This window comes from Tenacibaculum sp. 190524A02b, from assembly GCF_964036645.1.
In the GTDB taxonomy this organism is placed as follows: Bacteria; Bacteroidota; Bacteroidia; order Flavobacteriales; family Flavobacteriaceae; genus Polaribacter; species Polaribacter vairaonense.
Window position 1 is genome coordinate 1,478,795 of the sequence record NZ_OZ038525.1, and the last position, 14,346, is coordinate 1,493,140.

Consider the following 14,346-nt stretch of genomic DNA (forward strand, 5'->3'; position numbering starts at 1 on the left):
TTTATTTAAGAGAGTAGGAAAACAAAAACTTAACTATTATGGGATTTTATGGTAAAGAACCAGTTAATGCTGATCAATGTACTGTTGTTTATGTATGGACAGGATTGGGTACTCCTGGTTTTTTTAGTGTTTACGTTGAAGGAGATGCTCCGAATTACTCGTATGGATTTGACTTAGTAAGAGACCCACATTTTGTTGGTGGCTTAAAAGTTGATGTTATGGGATGGACTGGACCTTTAGGGCCAGGGAAATCTCCTTATAAAGTTCATGGGACTTTTCAAGGGGCTTTTTCTAATGAAATTATTATTTCTGGATCTAACGGGAATTTTACAGTTCCTGTGAAAGAAATTCCTCACGATGAAGTGGAGAATTATATTAAATCTAAACAGTTAGAAACTGTATAATACTAATTAAACGTTAAAATGACGCATATAAATTCTTTCTTTTTAGTTTGTTTGTCGTTTAAAAAGACAACCGTAACTATGGCTATGCTTGCTTTTTTAGCCTAAAACAATTCTAAAAATAATTCAATTTATTTATACGACATTCTAAAATTCAATTGGTATAAAACGTAAGTTATTACGTTAGTAGGCTATCAGGAAGTCATCAACAATACTAATCATATTGTTGATGATTTCTCGTTTTATATTGTTTTGGTTAGCTTTGAGCCATTGGCTTTTGGCGGTTAGCTGTTGGCTTTTTCTAATTTTTAATGTTTAGTGCTTAGTTTTTAGTTCACTCTCTGAACTCATAAATCATAACTTTTCGCTGTTGGCTGGTTGTATATGAAAAGATTGCTTCGATGCCTCGCAATTACGGCTTTTATTAGTTTTTAGTCTGATGACACAGCTATTAAAATAAAACTCGAAGTTTTAATGACTCCGAGTTTTGTTTTTAGTAAATTGATTTAAGATTTTCTACGGATTCCTATGGCTTCTAAGAGTTGTGGGTTTTCTGTTAAAGCATCATTTGCCATGGCATAGAAAGCTTGCATCCAGTCTGCCATTTTTTCTAGTGCAGCATTTTTTAATTTAGTTGCGTCTTGACTTTCTGCTTTTGCTCTACGACGGTGTGCTGCATATAATTGCATGAGTTGGTCTTTCTTTTCTTGAAAGTTTACAGATGCTTCTAAGGTTTCTATGTCTTCTTGTTGTTTTGCATCCCATATTTGTTTGGTTTAACTGTAAAGGTTTATACCTTCTTCTATTTTAGCTGCATCAAAGCCGTATTTGGCTATTTGTTGTGCTATTTCTTGTTGTTCTTGTGCATTTTGTAGTGCTATTCTCCACTTTTCTAATAATGCTGTTTCTGATTTCACAGGTCTTTTCGCCATGATTATTATGATTTTAATTATTAATTCTTCTTCTGTTTATAAAATAACTGGTATTGCTAGTTTCTTTTCTCTACTTCCCTCCTCTTTTTACTTTGCTTATTATACTTTTTACGTTATTTAATGTCTTTATTGTATTATCTAATGTCCTTTTTGTACTGCTTAGATTCTTTTTAGCATTGCTTAACGTCCTTTTGCCATTGCTTAACGTCCTTTTTGCGTTGCTTACCGCCATTTTACTGGCTAGACTGTTAAATTTGTTATGTATTTGGTGAATTGTTTATAGCAATTCTTTTTCTTACTCTGTAAACTTACTTTTTCCTTTGTTGATTTACAAATTTTTAGCTTCTTTTTAACAATTGTTTTGAGTTGTTGGCTGTGAGCCGGTTTGAGGTATGGGGTTCGGGGTTAAAGGCTATTAGCTCTTAGCCTTTAGCTTTGAGCTTTGGGCCATTGGCTAACTGTATGTGAAAAGGTTGCTTCGAATCCTAGCAATTACCGTATTTTATTAATTTTTAGTTTATTTTGGCTCTTAGAAATTGGCTATTCAATTAGTTAATTTTTAGTTTTTAACTCTTTACTATAGTTTAAAACTCCTATTCATTAGAAAAAATACTTCTATCAATAAAAAGTTTCAAGGTTACTGATGAAACAGAAGATTATGAAATTAATCTTTTTTTCGACAAAATTGGAGAAGAAATAACTGATCCTACCCTTTTGAAAGAGTCACAAAAAGAGCAACTAATAAATGGGCTTTTTGATTTTTTAAAAGTACAAAGTCCTGAAATGGAGGTTAACTTTTCTTTTATTCATTTAATTGAAAGTATTGATAACCCTGAGTTTAATATTTATGATGAAATGTTGTTAAAGTTCAATTCTGAAAATGGAACAATTACTTCAGTTCATTTACTGAACAGATATATAAACTCTTTAGAAAAGGGAAATAATCGGGAGAAGTGTTTAAAATTACTAAAGTCTATATCTAACAACACCAATTATAACGAATATGTAAGAGAAGATGCTTTTGATTGTTATGAATACCAAATGAAAAGCTACTAATACTTTTTAAAGGTTTCTACTTCACGTAAACTAAACTGTTCTCGATAATTTTTTTACTACGTTAACACTTCATAAAAAACACTCGAACTGACATGTTCAAAAAACTTATTCGTAAACCTATTTTTGTTAATGAAATAATTAACTGTTTATATGAATAGTTATTTAGTTCTACTTCTTAAAAAACTAAATACAATTTCTACAGCTCCCTAACAATAACAACTGCGCTGAGTTTATTTGATAATTGGCTATGGTTGGTATTGTTACATCAATAGAAATACATTCTACAGCTCCACACTCTTGACATTGAAAATGTGGATGTACATCTATATGTTTTTCTGAGGAACAGCCTGTACATTTTGCATACCACTTGATTCCTGATTTTCCTAAAAAACTATGGATGATTCCATCATGCTCTAATCTATCTAAAATTCTATATACTGTTGATTTGTTCATTTCTTTTTTTAGCATATCTACTAAATCAACTACAGAAATTGCTTGTTTACTTTTATCAAAGTAGTTTACTATTGTATTTACTGATTTGGTTTTTCTAATAACACTCATACCCTCATTTTTATTCCTTTACGATTACATGTAGCCTTCTTTGTTTAAAAATAATTGTTTTAAACATGTAATTTCATATGTCAAATATAAAACTACCTAGTTGCAATAACAAATATTTATCTATATTTGCAACCTAGTCGCAATTAAATAAATTAAATGATACTTACACGACAATCGGATGCCTTAGGTGCTGTTGCTAGTAGCTTGTGTGCTTTTCACTGTTTTGTTACTCCTATACTTTTTGCTGTACAAACTTGCTCTGCAGCATGTAGTCATGGTTCTTCTACTCCTAGTTGGTGGGGTTTTATTGATTATATTTTTATAGGTGTTTCCTTATTGGCTGTATATGCTTCTTCTAAGTCTACTTCTTCAAATTGGATTAAATATTTGCTATGGGTTAGCTGGATACTTTGTGCTACGGTTATTTTCATGGAGAAAACACAGCTGCTTTCATTACCTGAAATTACTATTTATTTTCCTTCTTTACTTTTAGCTTTCTTGCATTTATATAATAGAAAGCATTTTAGTTGTAAAGAAAGTGAATGTTAAACCTTTATTATTAAAACACAAGAAATGCCTAACGATACTAAAGATTTTATTGGTGACAACCATATTTCAACAAATACTGATACGCCTCTTAGAACGGATGCTTTTGCTAAAAGTGAGGATGAGAAAATAGCTTCTATACAAGGTTATTTTTCGAAAATAATGGAAGAATTAGGTTTGGATTTATCCGACGATAGTTTGTCTGGAACTCCTTATAGAGTAGCTAAAATGTATGTAAAAGAGTTGTTTTATGGTTTAAATCCTAAATATAAACCTAAGCTTACCACTTTTGAAAATAAATATGGGTATCAAAAAATACTTATAGAGCAGAATATTACTATTGATTCTTCTTGTGAGCATCATTTTTTACCTATTATAGGACAAGCTCATATTGGGTATATTCCTAGCAAAAGAGTTGTAGGGCTTTCTAAAATTAATAGACTTGTTGATTATTATGCGCATAGGCCTCAAGTGCAGGAACGATTATGTCAACAAATTCATAAAGACCTTAAAGAGGCGCTGGCTACTGAGGATATTATTATTATGATACAAGCAAAACATCTTTGTGTTTCTTCTAGAGGGATTAAAGATAAAAGTAGTTACACTACTACTTTAGAATATGGTGGCGTGTTTAATAATGAAGTTTACCGAAATGAGTTTTTTAGACTTATTCAACCCAATAACAATCCATCAGTATAATACTATTTTTCTGACTTAAATTTATAGCATTCATTTCTAATAAAGATGCTTACCAAAAATCAATTAACCAATAACTTTCCTTTATTAAGAATCAAAAAGCGGTTGTCTAAATATAGGCAACCGCTTTTTAAGTATAAAACACTTTTATATTATGAAGTGATTAAAACTTTTTTATTAATAGCTTAATAGATATAAAATATATTTACAATTGATAAAATTAAAAATACTAACTCCTTATTGATAATTACAAAATCTTACAATAAATACTCTACATATTTTGTGTGTAGTAATTATAATCCTTTAAAACAGTTTCTATAAACTCCATATCATTTTCTTGTGATTTTATTTGAGTAACCTCTTCTATTTTTTTTCTTAATTTTTTAATTGTTTTATAATCTCTTGATTCTTTTGCCCCAGAAAAAGTGTCTTTTATAATACGTGCATCATTATCTGACAACTTTATTACTGCTGCATACTTTGGCTTGTACTTTTCTGTAATCTCTTCAAGAATAGTTTGCGAAAAAGCTGCGTCATCTTTTAAATTTACAACTACTGTATTGGCCGAGATATCTCCTACTCTTTGATTGTTTTTTGTGATTATGATAGCTATAAAACCTATCATTTTACCTATTAAAAATATCACCCAAATAAGTCCTAAATATCGATCTAACCCTAAAGAAAAAACATAAATCAGTATTAAAATAAAAAAATTAAAGTCAACTACCCTCATAAACCATCTCATCATATAATCCGTTACAGAAGGTTTAAATCCTTCAATATTAACAACCCTTAGCTTTAATAATTTTTTACCTATGGTTTGTCCGTTTAAAAGAATTTCTGTGTATAAAGAATAAAAAGTTATAGGTAAAAACAACATGATATCAATAGCTTTAACAGACCATGCATCTCCATCTACAGCCGCTTTAATTAACGTAAAATTAAATAGTGATATAATCAAGTACAAATACGCAAACTTTACTATGTTATCTATAAAAAAAGCTAGTATTCTTAAACCTATATTAGCTAATTCAAAATTTATTTTAACATTTTGTGTGGTATTTACTTGCAGTCTTTTCATACATTATTTATTTTTGCTCTAATGAGAGAGGTAGCTTTTATTAAGCAAAATAAAGAAAAATGGCTTGAATTTGAACAAGTAATTTCAAATAATTACAAAAAAAGCCCAGACGAAATTGCTGATTTACATATTAAAATCATGAACGATTTGTCTTACGCACAGTCGTTTTACCCAAAAAGTAATGTGGTTTTATATTTGAACAAATTAGCTAAAAAAAGTTATGAAAAAATTTACCACACTAAAAAACAAGATAAGAACACAATTTTACAGTTCTTTTTTGAAAAGATACCTCTATTAGCCTATAAACATAGAAAGTATATATACATTTCTTTTATTTTCTTCTTTATTTGTTTCTTTATTGGTCTATTATCAACTTTTAATGATAACGGATTTGCTAGAGAAATATTAGGTGATTCTTATATTGATGAAACGTTAGAAAATATTGAAAGTGGAGATGCTTTAGCTATTTATAAAAATGGAAGTAATTGGGGAAGTTTTATTGGTATTTTTGATAACAACCTACGAGTTGGGCTTAATATGTTTTTATCTGGTTTATTTATTGGCTTAGGTACTGGTTATTATATTGTTTATAATGGTATTATGGTGGCTGTTTTCCAAGCTTTCTTTTTTCAAAACAATACTTTTTTAGATAGCTTAAAAGGTATTTGGATACATGGAACTTATGAGATTTTTGCTATGATTATTGAAGCTGCTGCTGGTTATATTATTGGTGCTAGTATTTTATTTCCAGGCTCTTTAAGTAGATTAGAATCTTTTAAAAAAGGATTACGTGAAGCTTTTTTGATTTTTTTAAGCACTATTCCTTTTACTTTTATTGCTGCATTTTTAGAAGGGTACGTTACGCGCTATTATAATGAAATGCCTACTATTTTTTGTTTTTTCATTATACTCCTTTGCTTGGTATCTATATCTTATTATTACTTAATCCTACCATACAAAGTAGCTTCTAAACACCAATTACGTTAATGAAAAAGATACTTGTACTTATACTGTTAATCAATAGTTTTAATCTATTTCCACTAGAAAGTACTCATAAATTCTTAGCTCAAATAGAACAAGACAGTTTATCTTATGCTAAGAGTAGTGATTTTTCAAAACAACGGGAGTTTAAAGAAGATTTAAAAACTAAATACAATTCTAGGGATTTTATTTATAAAGAAGAAAAGGTAAAAAAGAGAAATACTCCAAAAATAAATAATAATAGCCTTGGGTTTCTTAAAGGATTAGCAAGTTTTATGGGAACTATCTTTCCATACTTGTTAGCATTAATTGTCATTTTTATTCTTGTAAAAACGTTTGTTTATAACGATAAAGACTTCTGGAAGTTTTCTAAACTAAAAAAGAAAGTTTCTAAAAAGATTATTTATAGTGAGGAAGAAGATAATATTGATGAAAATGATTACGAAAAATTATTACTAAGAGCTATTAAAAACAAAGAGTATAGATTGGCTACACGGTATTACTATCTTTCAGTTTTGAAAAAAATGAATCACAAAGAACTTATTGATTTTCACAAAGATAAAACTAATTCTCAATACCTTTTTGAATTGAAAGATAGTGAAATAAGAAAACAGTTTTCATATTTACTATACATCTATGATTATGTTTGGTATGGAGAGTTCCCTATTAATGAATTACAGTTTAATACTATTGAAAATAGCTATAAAGATTTTATCAAAAAAATATAATTGAAGACTTTTAATCACATATTACTAATAACTTATATACTTACTTCCTTTTTACTTACTGGATGTAAAAAAACAAATTGGTATGAAAACTATCGTGAAAGTTCAAAAGAACCTTTTGGAACTTATATAATACGTAATGAAGTCTCAGGTTTATTTAATAACAATGAGGTTATATATTTAAAGAAAAATATTTTTGACTATTTTGACGATACATACTATGATAATGAAGCTGACTATGCTAATTATATATGTATTAAAGCATACGCAAATAAACTTGATAAAGTATCTATTAATCGTTTATTAGAATTTGTTGATGCAGGTAACCAAGCCTTTTTATCTTTAAATTATTTTAATGATGATTTAAGAAGTATTTTGGATTTTGAAACAGAAAACCTAGATACTGATTCGCTTTCTATTAAAAGTTTAAAAGCTTTAAAAGGAGATTTATTCTTATACCAAAAGAATAACAAATTTAAATCACAAGAATACTCTTTTGATAGAAATATTAGAAAAAACTATTTTTCAAAATTCAATTCAAAAAACACCACCGTTTTAGGTTCTCAAAATGTAAATGGTATTAAATATCCTAATTTTATAAAAATAAAACATGGTAATGGTACTGTATACTTACATACACAACCCATAACTTTTACAAACTATTTTTTATTAAAAAATAATAAGACCTATACAGAAAACGTATTTTCTTTTTTACCTGACAATACCATTATTTGGGATCCTCAAATACGAAAAAGAAAAAACTCAAATCAAAAGGAAAATAAATCTGTTTTTAAATTCTTTTGGAAACATAACTCACTAAAATGGTCTTTATATGTTGCCTTTTTAGGATTACTTTTATTCCTAATTTTTAACGCAAAAAGAAAACAAAGAACCATTCCTCCTATTGAAAAACTAAAAAACTCTACAGTAGATTTTACACATACTATTGCTAACCTCTACCTAAAAGAAGATAATCATAAAAACCTAGCTACTAAAAAAATAATGTATTTTTTAGAACGCATTAGAACTAAATATTTATTAAATACGCAACAATTGAATTCAGACTTTATTGAAAAGCTTGCTTCTAAATCTGGAAATAAGTTAAGTACAACAAAATACTTAATCAATACCATTATTGCGATTGACAAAAAATCTGAATGTACTCAAGATGAATTAATGCGTTTAAATACTCTTATTGAAAACTTTTTTGAAAATAAATAATTATGGAAGATACAACTAACAATACTGATAATTTAGAATTTGAAAACAGAATTGACTTATCTGAATTACAAGAAAGTGTTTATCAAATTAAATCACAATTAGGAAAAATAATTGTTGGTCAGAAAAACATGATTGACCTACTTGTTGTTGCTATTCTTTCTGATGGCCATGCCTTAATTGAAGGAGTTCCTGGCGTTGCTAAAACTATCACCGCCAAACTATTATCTAGAACCATGTCTGTAGATTTTAGTAGAATTCAATTTACGCCAGACTTAATGCCTTCTGATATATTAGGAACTTCTGTTTTTAATGTAAAGACTTCTGAATTTGAATTTAAAAAAGGCCCTATTTTTTCCAATATGATTTTGATTGATGAAATTAATAGAGCTCCTGCTAAAACACAAGCCGCTCTATTTGAAGTTATGGAAGAAAAGCAAATTACCATAGACGGTAGTACTTATAAAATGAGCGAGCCTTTTATTGTGTTAGCTACTCAAAACCCAGTTGAACAAGAAGGAACTTATAGGTTACCTGAGGCACAATTAGATCGTTTTTTATTTAAAATAAATGTAGATTATCCTACACCGGAAGAAGAATTTGAAATAGTTACTAGAGAACAAGCTTTAATAAATGGAAATAAAATAGATAAAATAGAAACGGTTATATCTTCTGAGAATATTTCAAAATATAGAAATCTAGTTACACAAATTAAAGTAGAAGAACATTTACTAAAATACATATCAAACATTGTAGTAAATACAAGAAGTAATTCATTTTTATTTTTAGGAGCTTCGCCAAGAGCAAGTATTGCTATTTTAAAAGCTTCAAAAGCTTTTGCAGGTATAAATGGACGTGACTTTGTAACTCCTGAAGATATTAAAAATGCGGCTATTCCTGTGCTTCAACATAGGGTTATTGTAACTCCAGAAAGAGAAATGGAAGGCTTAACGAGTAAGCAAATTATTGAACAGATTATAGAATCAGTAGAAATTCCAAGGTAGTACAATGAATAAATTTTATAATTCATTATTCTTAAACAATCGGCTTTTTTATGGGCTAGCACTTATTGCTATGTTATTTGTAGCTGGGTTCTTTATTCCTATGCTTTTTTCAATTGCTAAAATAGTATTGTTTATTATAGCTATCTTAACTTTAGTAGATATTACTTTACTATATGGTACAAAAAATGGATTTGAAATAGAACGATTTTTACCTGAAAGATTATCAAATGGTGACGACAATAAAATATCTCTTGTTTTAAAAAGTAATTATAAATTTAACACGCATTCTATTTTAATAGAAGAACTCCCCTACCAATTTCAAAAACATAATTTTACCTTTAAACAAATTTTGAAACCCAACCAAGAAAAAGGAATACATTATGATTTACACCCTGTAAAAAGAGGTGTTTATGACTTTGGTCATGTTAATGTATATGTAAGTTCACCTATACAACTAGCTACCAAAAAGTACATCTTAGGGAAAGAAAAACAGCTTAAATGCTACCCTTCTTTTTTACGCTTAAGAGATTTTGATATAAAAGCAGTTTCTAATAATTTAAATACCTATGGTAGTAAAAAAATTAGAAGAATAGGACATTCTTTAGAGTTTGAGCAGATAAAAGAATATGTTTCTGGTGATGATATAAGAACTTTAAACTGGAAAGCTACCGCTAAACGAAATCAGTTAATGATTAATCAGTATGTAGAAGAAAAATCACAACCTGTTTATTCTATCATTGATAAAGGACGAGCTATGCAAATGCATTTTAACAATCTTTCTTTATTAGATTATGCTATTAATGCAACCTTAGCGGTTAGTAATACTATTTTACGAAAACATGATAAAGCTGGTATGCTAACCTTTGCTAAAAAAATTGAGAGTATTGTTGTTGCAGAACAACGAAGTTCGCAAATGAACTTAATCTCCGAAGCTCTATACAATGTTTCTACTGATTTTCTTGAAGCGGATTATAGTTTACTATACGCTACTGTTAAAAGAAAAATAACAAGTAGAAGTTTATTAATCCTTTATACAAATTTTGAAACATTAGATGCACTTCATAGACAACTCCCCTATTTACGTGCTATTGCTAAGAATCATTTACTTCTAGTGGTTTTCTTTAAGAATACAGAGCTAAATAGCGTTGTAAATCAAAAAGCAACTTCTGTAGAAGATGTTTACGATAAAATAATTGCTGAAAAGTTTATGTATGAAAAGAAACAAATTGCTAATGAATTAAAAAAGTACGGTATCCAATCAGTACTCACTAAACCCGAAAATTTAACTGGAGATACCATCAATAAATACTTAGAACTAAAATCGAGAGGTTTGTTTTAATTAATTATATTTGCTCACTTTAACTATTAAATAATAAATTATGAATTGGTATGTAAAAGTATTGAAACAATACGCAGATTTTAATGGAAGAGCAAGAAGAACAGAATATTGGATGTTCACTCTTGTTAATTTAGTAATATCATGGAGTATTTTAGGTATTTCTTTTGCAACAGAATCTGGTACGCTTAGTATTCTAGCTAACTTATATTCTATTGCTGTTCTTCTACCTGGAGTAGCTGTTGCTGTTAGAAGACTACACGATGTGAATAAAAGCGGATGGAATTTACTTTGGGCATTAATTCCAATAGTTGGTGCTATTATTCTTTTAGTATGGATGTGTACTGACAGCCACCCTGGAAAAAACAAATGGGGTGATAACCCAAAAGGAATAGGTAACGATACAGCCATTGACTTAATTGGTAAAGAATAACTTAAAAGCGATACTAAATATAAAGTATCGCTTTTTTTATGTTTTAAATTTTCTCTTTCTGTTTAGCCACTACCCTGACTCCAACTACCACTATAATTGCCCCTATACATTGCCATACATTCATACGCTCACCTAATAAAATAAATGCCAATACAATGGTAGAAAAAGGCCCAATACTTCCTAAAATTGAAAAATTAGAAGCTCCTAATTTCTGAATTGCATATGAAACTAAAAAAGAAGGAATCAATGTAGCTATAATTGCCATTAAAAAGCCTAGTATATATACTTCTTTAGGATACACTAAAAAGGAAGTTCTATCTACAATTAAATAATGAATTACCACACAAACCGTAGCTATAATCATAGCGTAAGATGTAAATGTTTTTACACCAAACTTAGGGATTAACCATCCACTTCCAACTAAATAAGACGCGTATGTTAACGCACTTAAAAACACCAAAAAACCACCTAATAATAATTTAGAATCTAACGCCTGTTGCTCTCCTCCAAATGCTAATATCACACCTGCGTAAGTCAATAATATTGCTAACACCTGATATTTAGTTATTTTCTCTTTAAAAAACACCCTGTTTATTAAAAGTACCAACGTAGGATAGATAAATAATATAATACGTTCCAAACTAGCTTTTATATATTGTAATCCTAAAAAATCAAAATAACTTGCCAAATAATACCCTATAAAACCAAAAAACAACAACCACCAATAATCTTTAACATTGACTTTAGTTTCATTTTTTTTACTTAACAACAAAATGAGAATGTAAAAAGGTAAAGAAAACAACATTCTAAACATTAATAAATGTATTGAACTTACATTATATTGATACGCCATTTTTACCATTACTGCTTTTGAAGAAAACATAACAATCCCTATAATCCCCCATATTACTCCTGATAGTTTCATATTAAATATTTTTTAGCAAAGGTATTTTTTGAAATTTCTTACTTAATCATAATTTCTAAGAAAAATACGATACTCAAATACAGATTGTTATAGATAATCTTTTAGTAGCCTTTAATTTAATATAACATTTTCAATTAATCCTTGCTCAATAAAATTCTTTATACTACTTTTCATGTTGAAACCCCAAATGATAAAGTTGAGTGATATGAGTTATAATGCAACGATAGAAGAGGAAAATAAGGAGATAGCCAATAGATATAAGGATTTACTAAAAGGAACTTATCAAACGCTTTCTGAGGATGATAAAAAATTAATTAGAAAAGCTTTTGAAATAGCTGTTGAAGCTCATTCAGAGCAACGCAGAAAAACTGGAGAGCCTTATATTTTTCACCCAATAGCAGTAGCCAAAATAGTTGCTTATGAAATTGGATTAGGGGCTACATCAATTGCTGCAGCGTTACTACATGATGTTGTAGAAGACACACATTACACTGTTGAAGATATGGAACGCCTATTTGGCGAGAGTATTGCTAGAATTGTTAGTGGTTTAACTAAAATATCTAATTTAAGAAAAGAGCAAGACTACTCTATTCAGGCAGAAAATTTTAGAAAAATGCTCTTAACATTACATGATGATGTTCGTGTAATACTAATTAAAATAGCAGATAGATTGCATAACATGCAAACTATGGATGCTATGCCACCACATAAGCAGGTAAAAATTGCTTCTGAAACCTTATATATTTATGCCCCTTTAGCTCATAGACTAGGACTTTATAATATAAAAACTGAACTTGAAGACTTAGGACTTAAGTACACTGAACCTGATGTTTACAATGATATTTTACACAAAATAACAGAGAACAAAGAAGAGCAACAAAAATATATTGATAGTTTTACAGGCGTTCTAAAAGAAGCCTTAGATAAAGAAGCTTTTCAATACGATATTAAAGGACGTTTTAAATCTATTTTTTCTATTAGACGTAAAATGCGTAAGCAAAATGTTACGTTTGATGAGGTTTATGACAAGTTTGCTATTCGTATAGTTTACAAACCAAAAACAGATGATGAAAAGTTTGATGCTTGGAAAATATATTCTATTGTAACTGACTTTTTTAAACCTAACCCTTCTCGTCTTCGTGATTGGATTTCTCAACCTAAATCAACAGGTTATGAAGCCTTACATATAACTGTTATTGGCCCTGAAGCCAAATGGGTAGAAGTACAAATTCGTTCAGAAAGAATGGATGAAATAGCTGAGAAAGGTTACGCTGCTCACTTTAAATATAAACAAGGAAATGTTACAGAAAATGGTTTAGAAGGTTGGTTAAATAGACTTAAGGAAACCTTAGAAAATCAGAGCATCAATGCGGTTGATTTTGTTGAAGATTTTAAGTTAAACCTATATGCTAAAGAGATATATGTATTTACTCCTAGAGGAGATTTAAAATCATTACCTAAAGGAGCTTCTGCTTTGGACTTTGCCTTCTCTGTACATACAGATGTAGGTTTAAAATGTCGTGGTGCAAAAGTAAACGGTAAATTAGTTCCTTTAAGTCATCCGTTAAAAAGTGGAGATCAAGTTGAGGTTCTTACAGCTGCAAATAATAAACCTAATGTTAGGTGGCTTGACTTTGTACTTACTGCCAGAGCAAGAACTAAAATAAAATCTGCTTTAAAAGCTGAAGAAAAGAAAATTGCAGAGGAAGGGAAAGCTATTTTAATGCGTAAACTACGCCATTTAAAAATCAATACTAATGAAAAAACAATCCATGAAATAGCAAGTTATTTTGGCTTAAAAACTAGCTTCGATTTATTTTTTAGAGTTGGTAATGGCGCTATTGACAATACCAAATTAAAAGAATTTGTTGCCCAAAGAAGTGGCCCTTTAATGAACTTTATTAAAAGTACATTTAAAAGAACTCCTGGTAAAAATGTAACCGATAAAGAAGAAATTACTACTAATTATGATGTTTTAGTATTTGGGAAAGATGAACAAGTACTTGATTATACCTTAGCTAAATGCTGTACTCCAATTCCTGGTGATAAAGTTTTTGGTTTTGTTACTATTAATGAAGGTATAAAAGTACATAAGAATGATTGCCCGAATGCTATTTCTTTACAATCCAATTATGCATACCGAATAATGCCAGCTAAGTGGATAGACTCTACACAACAAGAGTTTAAAGCTACTTTAGAATTATCAGGTATTGACAAAAAAGGAATAGCCAATCATATTACTAAAATAATATCTAATAACATGGATGTTTATATTTATGGTATAAATATTAATGGTGATGATGGTGTTTTTGAAGGAAGTTTAATTCTTGGTATAAAAAATAGAGCACAACTTAATAAACTAATCAATAACTTAAAAAAGGTAGATGGTGTACAAAAAGTAGAACGTGTTAATACTTTGTAAATATCATTTTTATAACACTCTTTTTTTAT

The 14,346-nt window shown here is 29.1% G+C and carries 16 protein-coding genes; 11 read left to right on the forward strand and 5 right to left on the reverse strand.

All coding sequences use genetic code 11. From position 1 onward, the window contains the following. The first annotated feature begins 38 nt into the window (after nucleotides 1–38). Nucleotides 39–404, forward strand: coding sequence for a hypothetical protein (locus ABNT65_RS05875; protein ID WP_348706099.1), 366 nt, complete (start codon nucleotides 39–41; stop codon nucleotides 402–404). Between the two features lie 503 nt (nucleotides 405–907). Here the strand turns inward: ABNT65_RS05875 and ABNT65_RS05880 are convergent. Beyond that, complete coding sequence (locus ABNT65_RS05880) at nucleotides 908–1,090, reverse strand: hypothetical protein (protein WP_348747414.1); 183 nt, start codon at nucleotides 1,088–1,090, stop codon at nucleotides 908–910. An 87-nt stretch (nucleotides 1,091–1,177) separates the two neighbouring features. Beyond that, nucleotides 1,178–1,333, reverse strand: coding sequence for a hypothetical protein (locus tag ABNT65_RS05885; RefSeq protein WP_348747415.1), 156 nt, complete (start codon nucleotides 1,331–1,333; stop codon nucleotides 1,178–1,180). 714 nt (nucleotides 1,334–2,047) lie between these two features. Between ABNT65_RS05885 and ABNT65_RS05890 the strand changes: the two genes are divergently transcribed. Continuing rightward, the gene (locus tag ABNT65_RS05890; RefSeq protein WP_348747416.1) at nucleotides 2,048–2,389 is read left to right on the forward strand and encodes a hypothetical protein; all 342 of its coding nucleotides are present in this window, start codon (nucleotides 2,048–2,050) and stop codon (nucleotides 2,387–2,389) included. Nucleotides 2,390–2,572: 183 nt separating this feature from the next. Here ABNT65_RS05890 and ABNT65_RS05895 read toward each other — a convergent pair whose 3' ends face one another. Beyond that, nucleotides 2,573–2,950 (reverse strand): Fur family transcriptional regulator, encoded by a 378-nt coding sequence (locus tag ABNT65_RS05895; RefSeq protein WP_348739279.1) that lies wholly within the window; start codon nucleotides 2,948–2,950, stop codon nucleotides 2,573–2,575. Nucleotides 2,951–3,106: 156 nt separating this feature from the next. On the opposite strand from ABNT65_RS05895, the gene ABNT65_RS05900 reads away from it, so the two are divergent. Both ABNT65_RS05900 and folE read left to right on the forward strand, forming a co-directional pair. Further along, nucleotides 3,107–3,499 carry a MerC domain-containing protein gene (locus ABNT65_RS05900; RefSeq protein ID WP_348706091.1) on the forward strand — a complete coding sequence of 131 codons (393 nt, stop codon included), beginning with the start codon at nucleotides 3,107–3,109 and terminating at the stop codon, nucleotides 3,497–3,499. Nucleotides 3,500–3,523: 24 nt separating this feature from the next. Continuing rightward, nucleotides 3,524–4,195: a GTP cyclohydrolase I FolE gene (gene folE / locus ABNT65_RS05905; RefSeq protein ID WP_348747417.1), complete on the forward strand. Its 672-nt coding sequence runs from the start codon at nucleotides 3,524–3,526 to the stop codon at nucleotides 4,193–4,195. Nucleotides 4,196–4,463: 268 nt separating this feature from the next. Here the strand turns inward: folE and ABNT65_RS05910 are convergent, their stop codons facing one another. Beyond that, complete coding sequence (locus ABNT65_RS05910) at nucleotides 4,464–5,273, reverse strand: RDD family protein (RefSeq protein ID WP_348706087.1); 810 nt, start codon at nucleotides 5,271–5,273, stop codon at nucleotides 4,464–4,466. Between the two features lie 21 nt (nucleotides 5,274–5,294). Here ABNT65_RS05910 and ABNT65_RS05915 point away from each other — a divergent pair, with 21 nt between their 5' ends. From ABNT65_RS05915 to ABNT65_RS05940, 6 genes are read left to right on the forward strand one after another with little or no spacing between them, the layout of a single operon-like run. Further along, nucleotides 5,295–6,260, forward strand: coding sequence for a stage II sporulation protein M (locus ABNT65_RS05915; RefSeq protein WP_348706085.1), 966 nt, complete (start codon nucleotides 5,295–5,297; stop codon nucleotides 6,258–6,260). Then, nucleotides 6,260–6,982 (forward strand): hypothetical protein, encoded by a 723-nt coding sequence (locus tag ABNT65_RS05920; RefSeq protein WP_348747418.1) that lies wholly within the window; start codon nucleotides 6,260–6,262, stop codon nucleotides 6,980–6,982. The genes ABNT65_RS05915 and ABNT65_RS05920 overlap by 1 nt, the downstream gene beginning before the upstream one ends. Further along, nucleotides 6,983–8,200, forward strand: a complete 1,218-nt coding sequence (locus ABNT65_RS05925) for a hypothetical protein (protein ID WP_348747419.1) — start codon at nucleotides 6,983–6,985, stop codon at nucleotides 8,198–8,200. 2 nt (nucleotides 8,201–8,202) lie between these two features. Further along, complete coding sequence (locus tag ABNT65_RS05930; RefSeq protein ID WP_348706080.1) at nucleotides 8,203–9,201, forward strand: MoxR family ATPase; 999 nt, start codon at nucleotides 8,203–8,205, stop codon at nucleotides 9,199–9,201. 4 nt (nucleotides 9,202–9,205) lie between these two features. Continuing rightward, nucleotides 9,206–10,540 (forward strand): DUF58 domain-containing protein, encoded by a 1,335-nt coding sequence (locus ABNT65_RS05935; RefSeq protein WP_348706078.1) that lies wholly within the window; start codon nucleotides 9,206–9,208, stop codon nucleotides 10,538–10,540. A 40-nt stretch (nucleotides 10,541–10,580) separates the two neighbouring features. Further along, nucleotides 10,581–10,970: a DUF805 domain-containing protein gene (locus ABNT65_RS05940; RefSeq protein WP_348706076.1), complete on the forward strand. Its 390-nt coding sequence runs from the start codon at nucleotides 10,581–10,583 to the stop codon at nucleotides 10,968–10,970. A 43-nt stretch (nucleotides 10,971–11,013) separates the two neighbouring features. Here the strand turns inward: ABNT65_RS05940 and ABNT65_RS05945 are convergent, their stop codons facing one another. Further along, nucleotides 11,014–11,895, reverse strand: coding sequence for a DMT family transporter (locus ABNT65_RS05945; protein ID WP_348747420.1), 882 nt, complete (start codon nucleotides 11,893–11,895; stop codon nucleotides 11,014–11,016). A 205-nt stretch (nucleotides 11,896–12,100) separates the two neighbouring features. On the opposite strand from ABNT65_RS05945, the gene ABNT65_RS05950 reads away from it, so the two are divergent. Further along, nucleotides 12,101–14,317, forward strand: coding sequence for a bifunctional (p)ppGpp synthetase/guanosine-3',5'-bis(diphosphate) 3'-pyrophosphohydrolase (locus tag ABNT65_RS05950; protein ID WP_348706498.1), 2,217 nt, complete (start codon nucleotides 12,101–12,103; stop codon nucleotides 14,315–14,317). The last annotated feature ends 29 nt before the right edge of the window (nucleotides 14,318–14,346 follow it).

Bases quoted from the DNA above. Each gene is read 5' to 3' on its own strand.
- ABNT65_RS05910 (WP_348706087.1), bottom strand. From the start codon at position 5,273: ATGAAAAGACTGCAAGTAAATACCACACAAAATGTTAAAATAAATTTT.
- ABNT65_RS05875 (WP_348706099.1), top strand. From the start codon at position 39: ATGGGATTTTATGGTAAAGAACCAGTTAATGCTGATCAATGTACTGTT.
- ABNT65_RS05915 (WP_348706085.1), top strand. From the start codon at position 5,295: ATGAGAGAGGTAGCTTTTATTAAGCAAAATAAAGAAAAATGGCTTGAA.
- folE (WP_348747417.1), top strand. From the start codon at position 3,524: ATGCCTAACGATACTAAAGATTTTATTGGTGACAACCATATTTCAACA.
- ABNT65_RS05945 (WP_348747420.1), bottom strand. From the start codon at position 11,895: ATGAAACTATCAGGAGTAATATGGGGGATTATAGGGATTGTTATGTTT.
- ABNT65_RS05895 (WP_348739279.1), bottom strand. From the start codon at position 2,950: ATGAGTGTTATTAGAAAAACCAAATCAGTAAATACAATAGTAAACTAC.
- ABNT65_RS05880 (WP_348747414.1), bottom strand. From the start codon at position 1,090: ATGCAATTATATGCAGCACACCGTCGTAGAGCAAAAGCAGAAAGTCAA.
- ABNT65_RS05935 (WP_348706078.1), top strand. From the start codon at position 9,206: ATGAATAAATTTTATAATTCATTATTCTTAAACAATCGGCTTTTTTAT.
- ABNT65_RS05920 (WP_348747418.1), top strand. From the start codon at position 6,260: ATGAAAAAGATACTTGTACTTATACTGTTAATCAATAGTTTTAATCTA.
- ABNT65_RS05900 (WP_348706091.1), top strand. From the start codon at position 3,107: ATGATACTTACACGACAATCGGATGCCTTAGGTGCTGTTGCTAGTAGC.
- ABNT65_RS05940 (WP_348706076.1), top strand. From the start codon at position 10,581: ATGAATTGGTATGTAAAAGTATTGAAACAATACGCAGATTTTAATGGA.
- ABNT65_RS05885 (WP_348747415.1), bottom strand. From the start codon at position 1,333: ATGGCGAAAAGACCTGTGAAATCAGAAACAGCATTATTAGAAAAGTGG.
- ABNT65_RS05930 (WP_348706080.1), top strand. From the start codon at position 8,203: ATGGAAGATACAACTAACAATACTGATAATTTAGAATTTGAAAACAGA.
- ABNT65_RS05950 (WP_348706498.1), top strand. From the start codon at position 12,101: ATGAGTTATAATGCAACGATAGAAGAGGAAAATAAGGAGATAGCCAAT.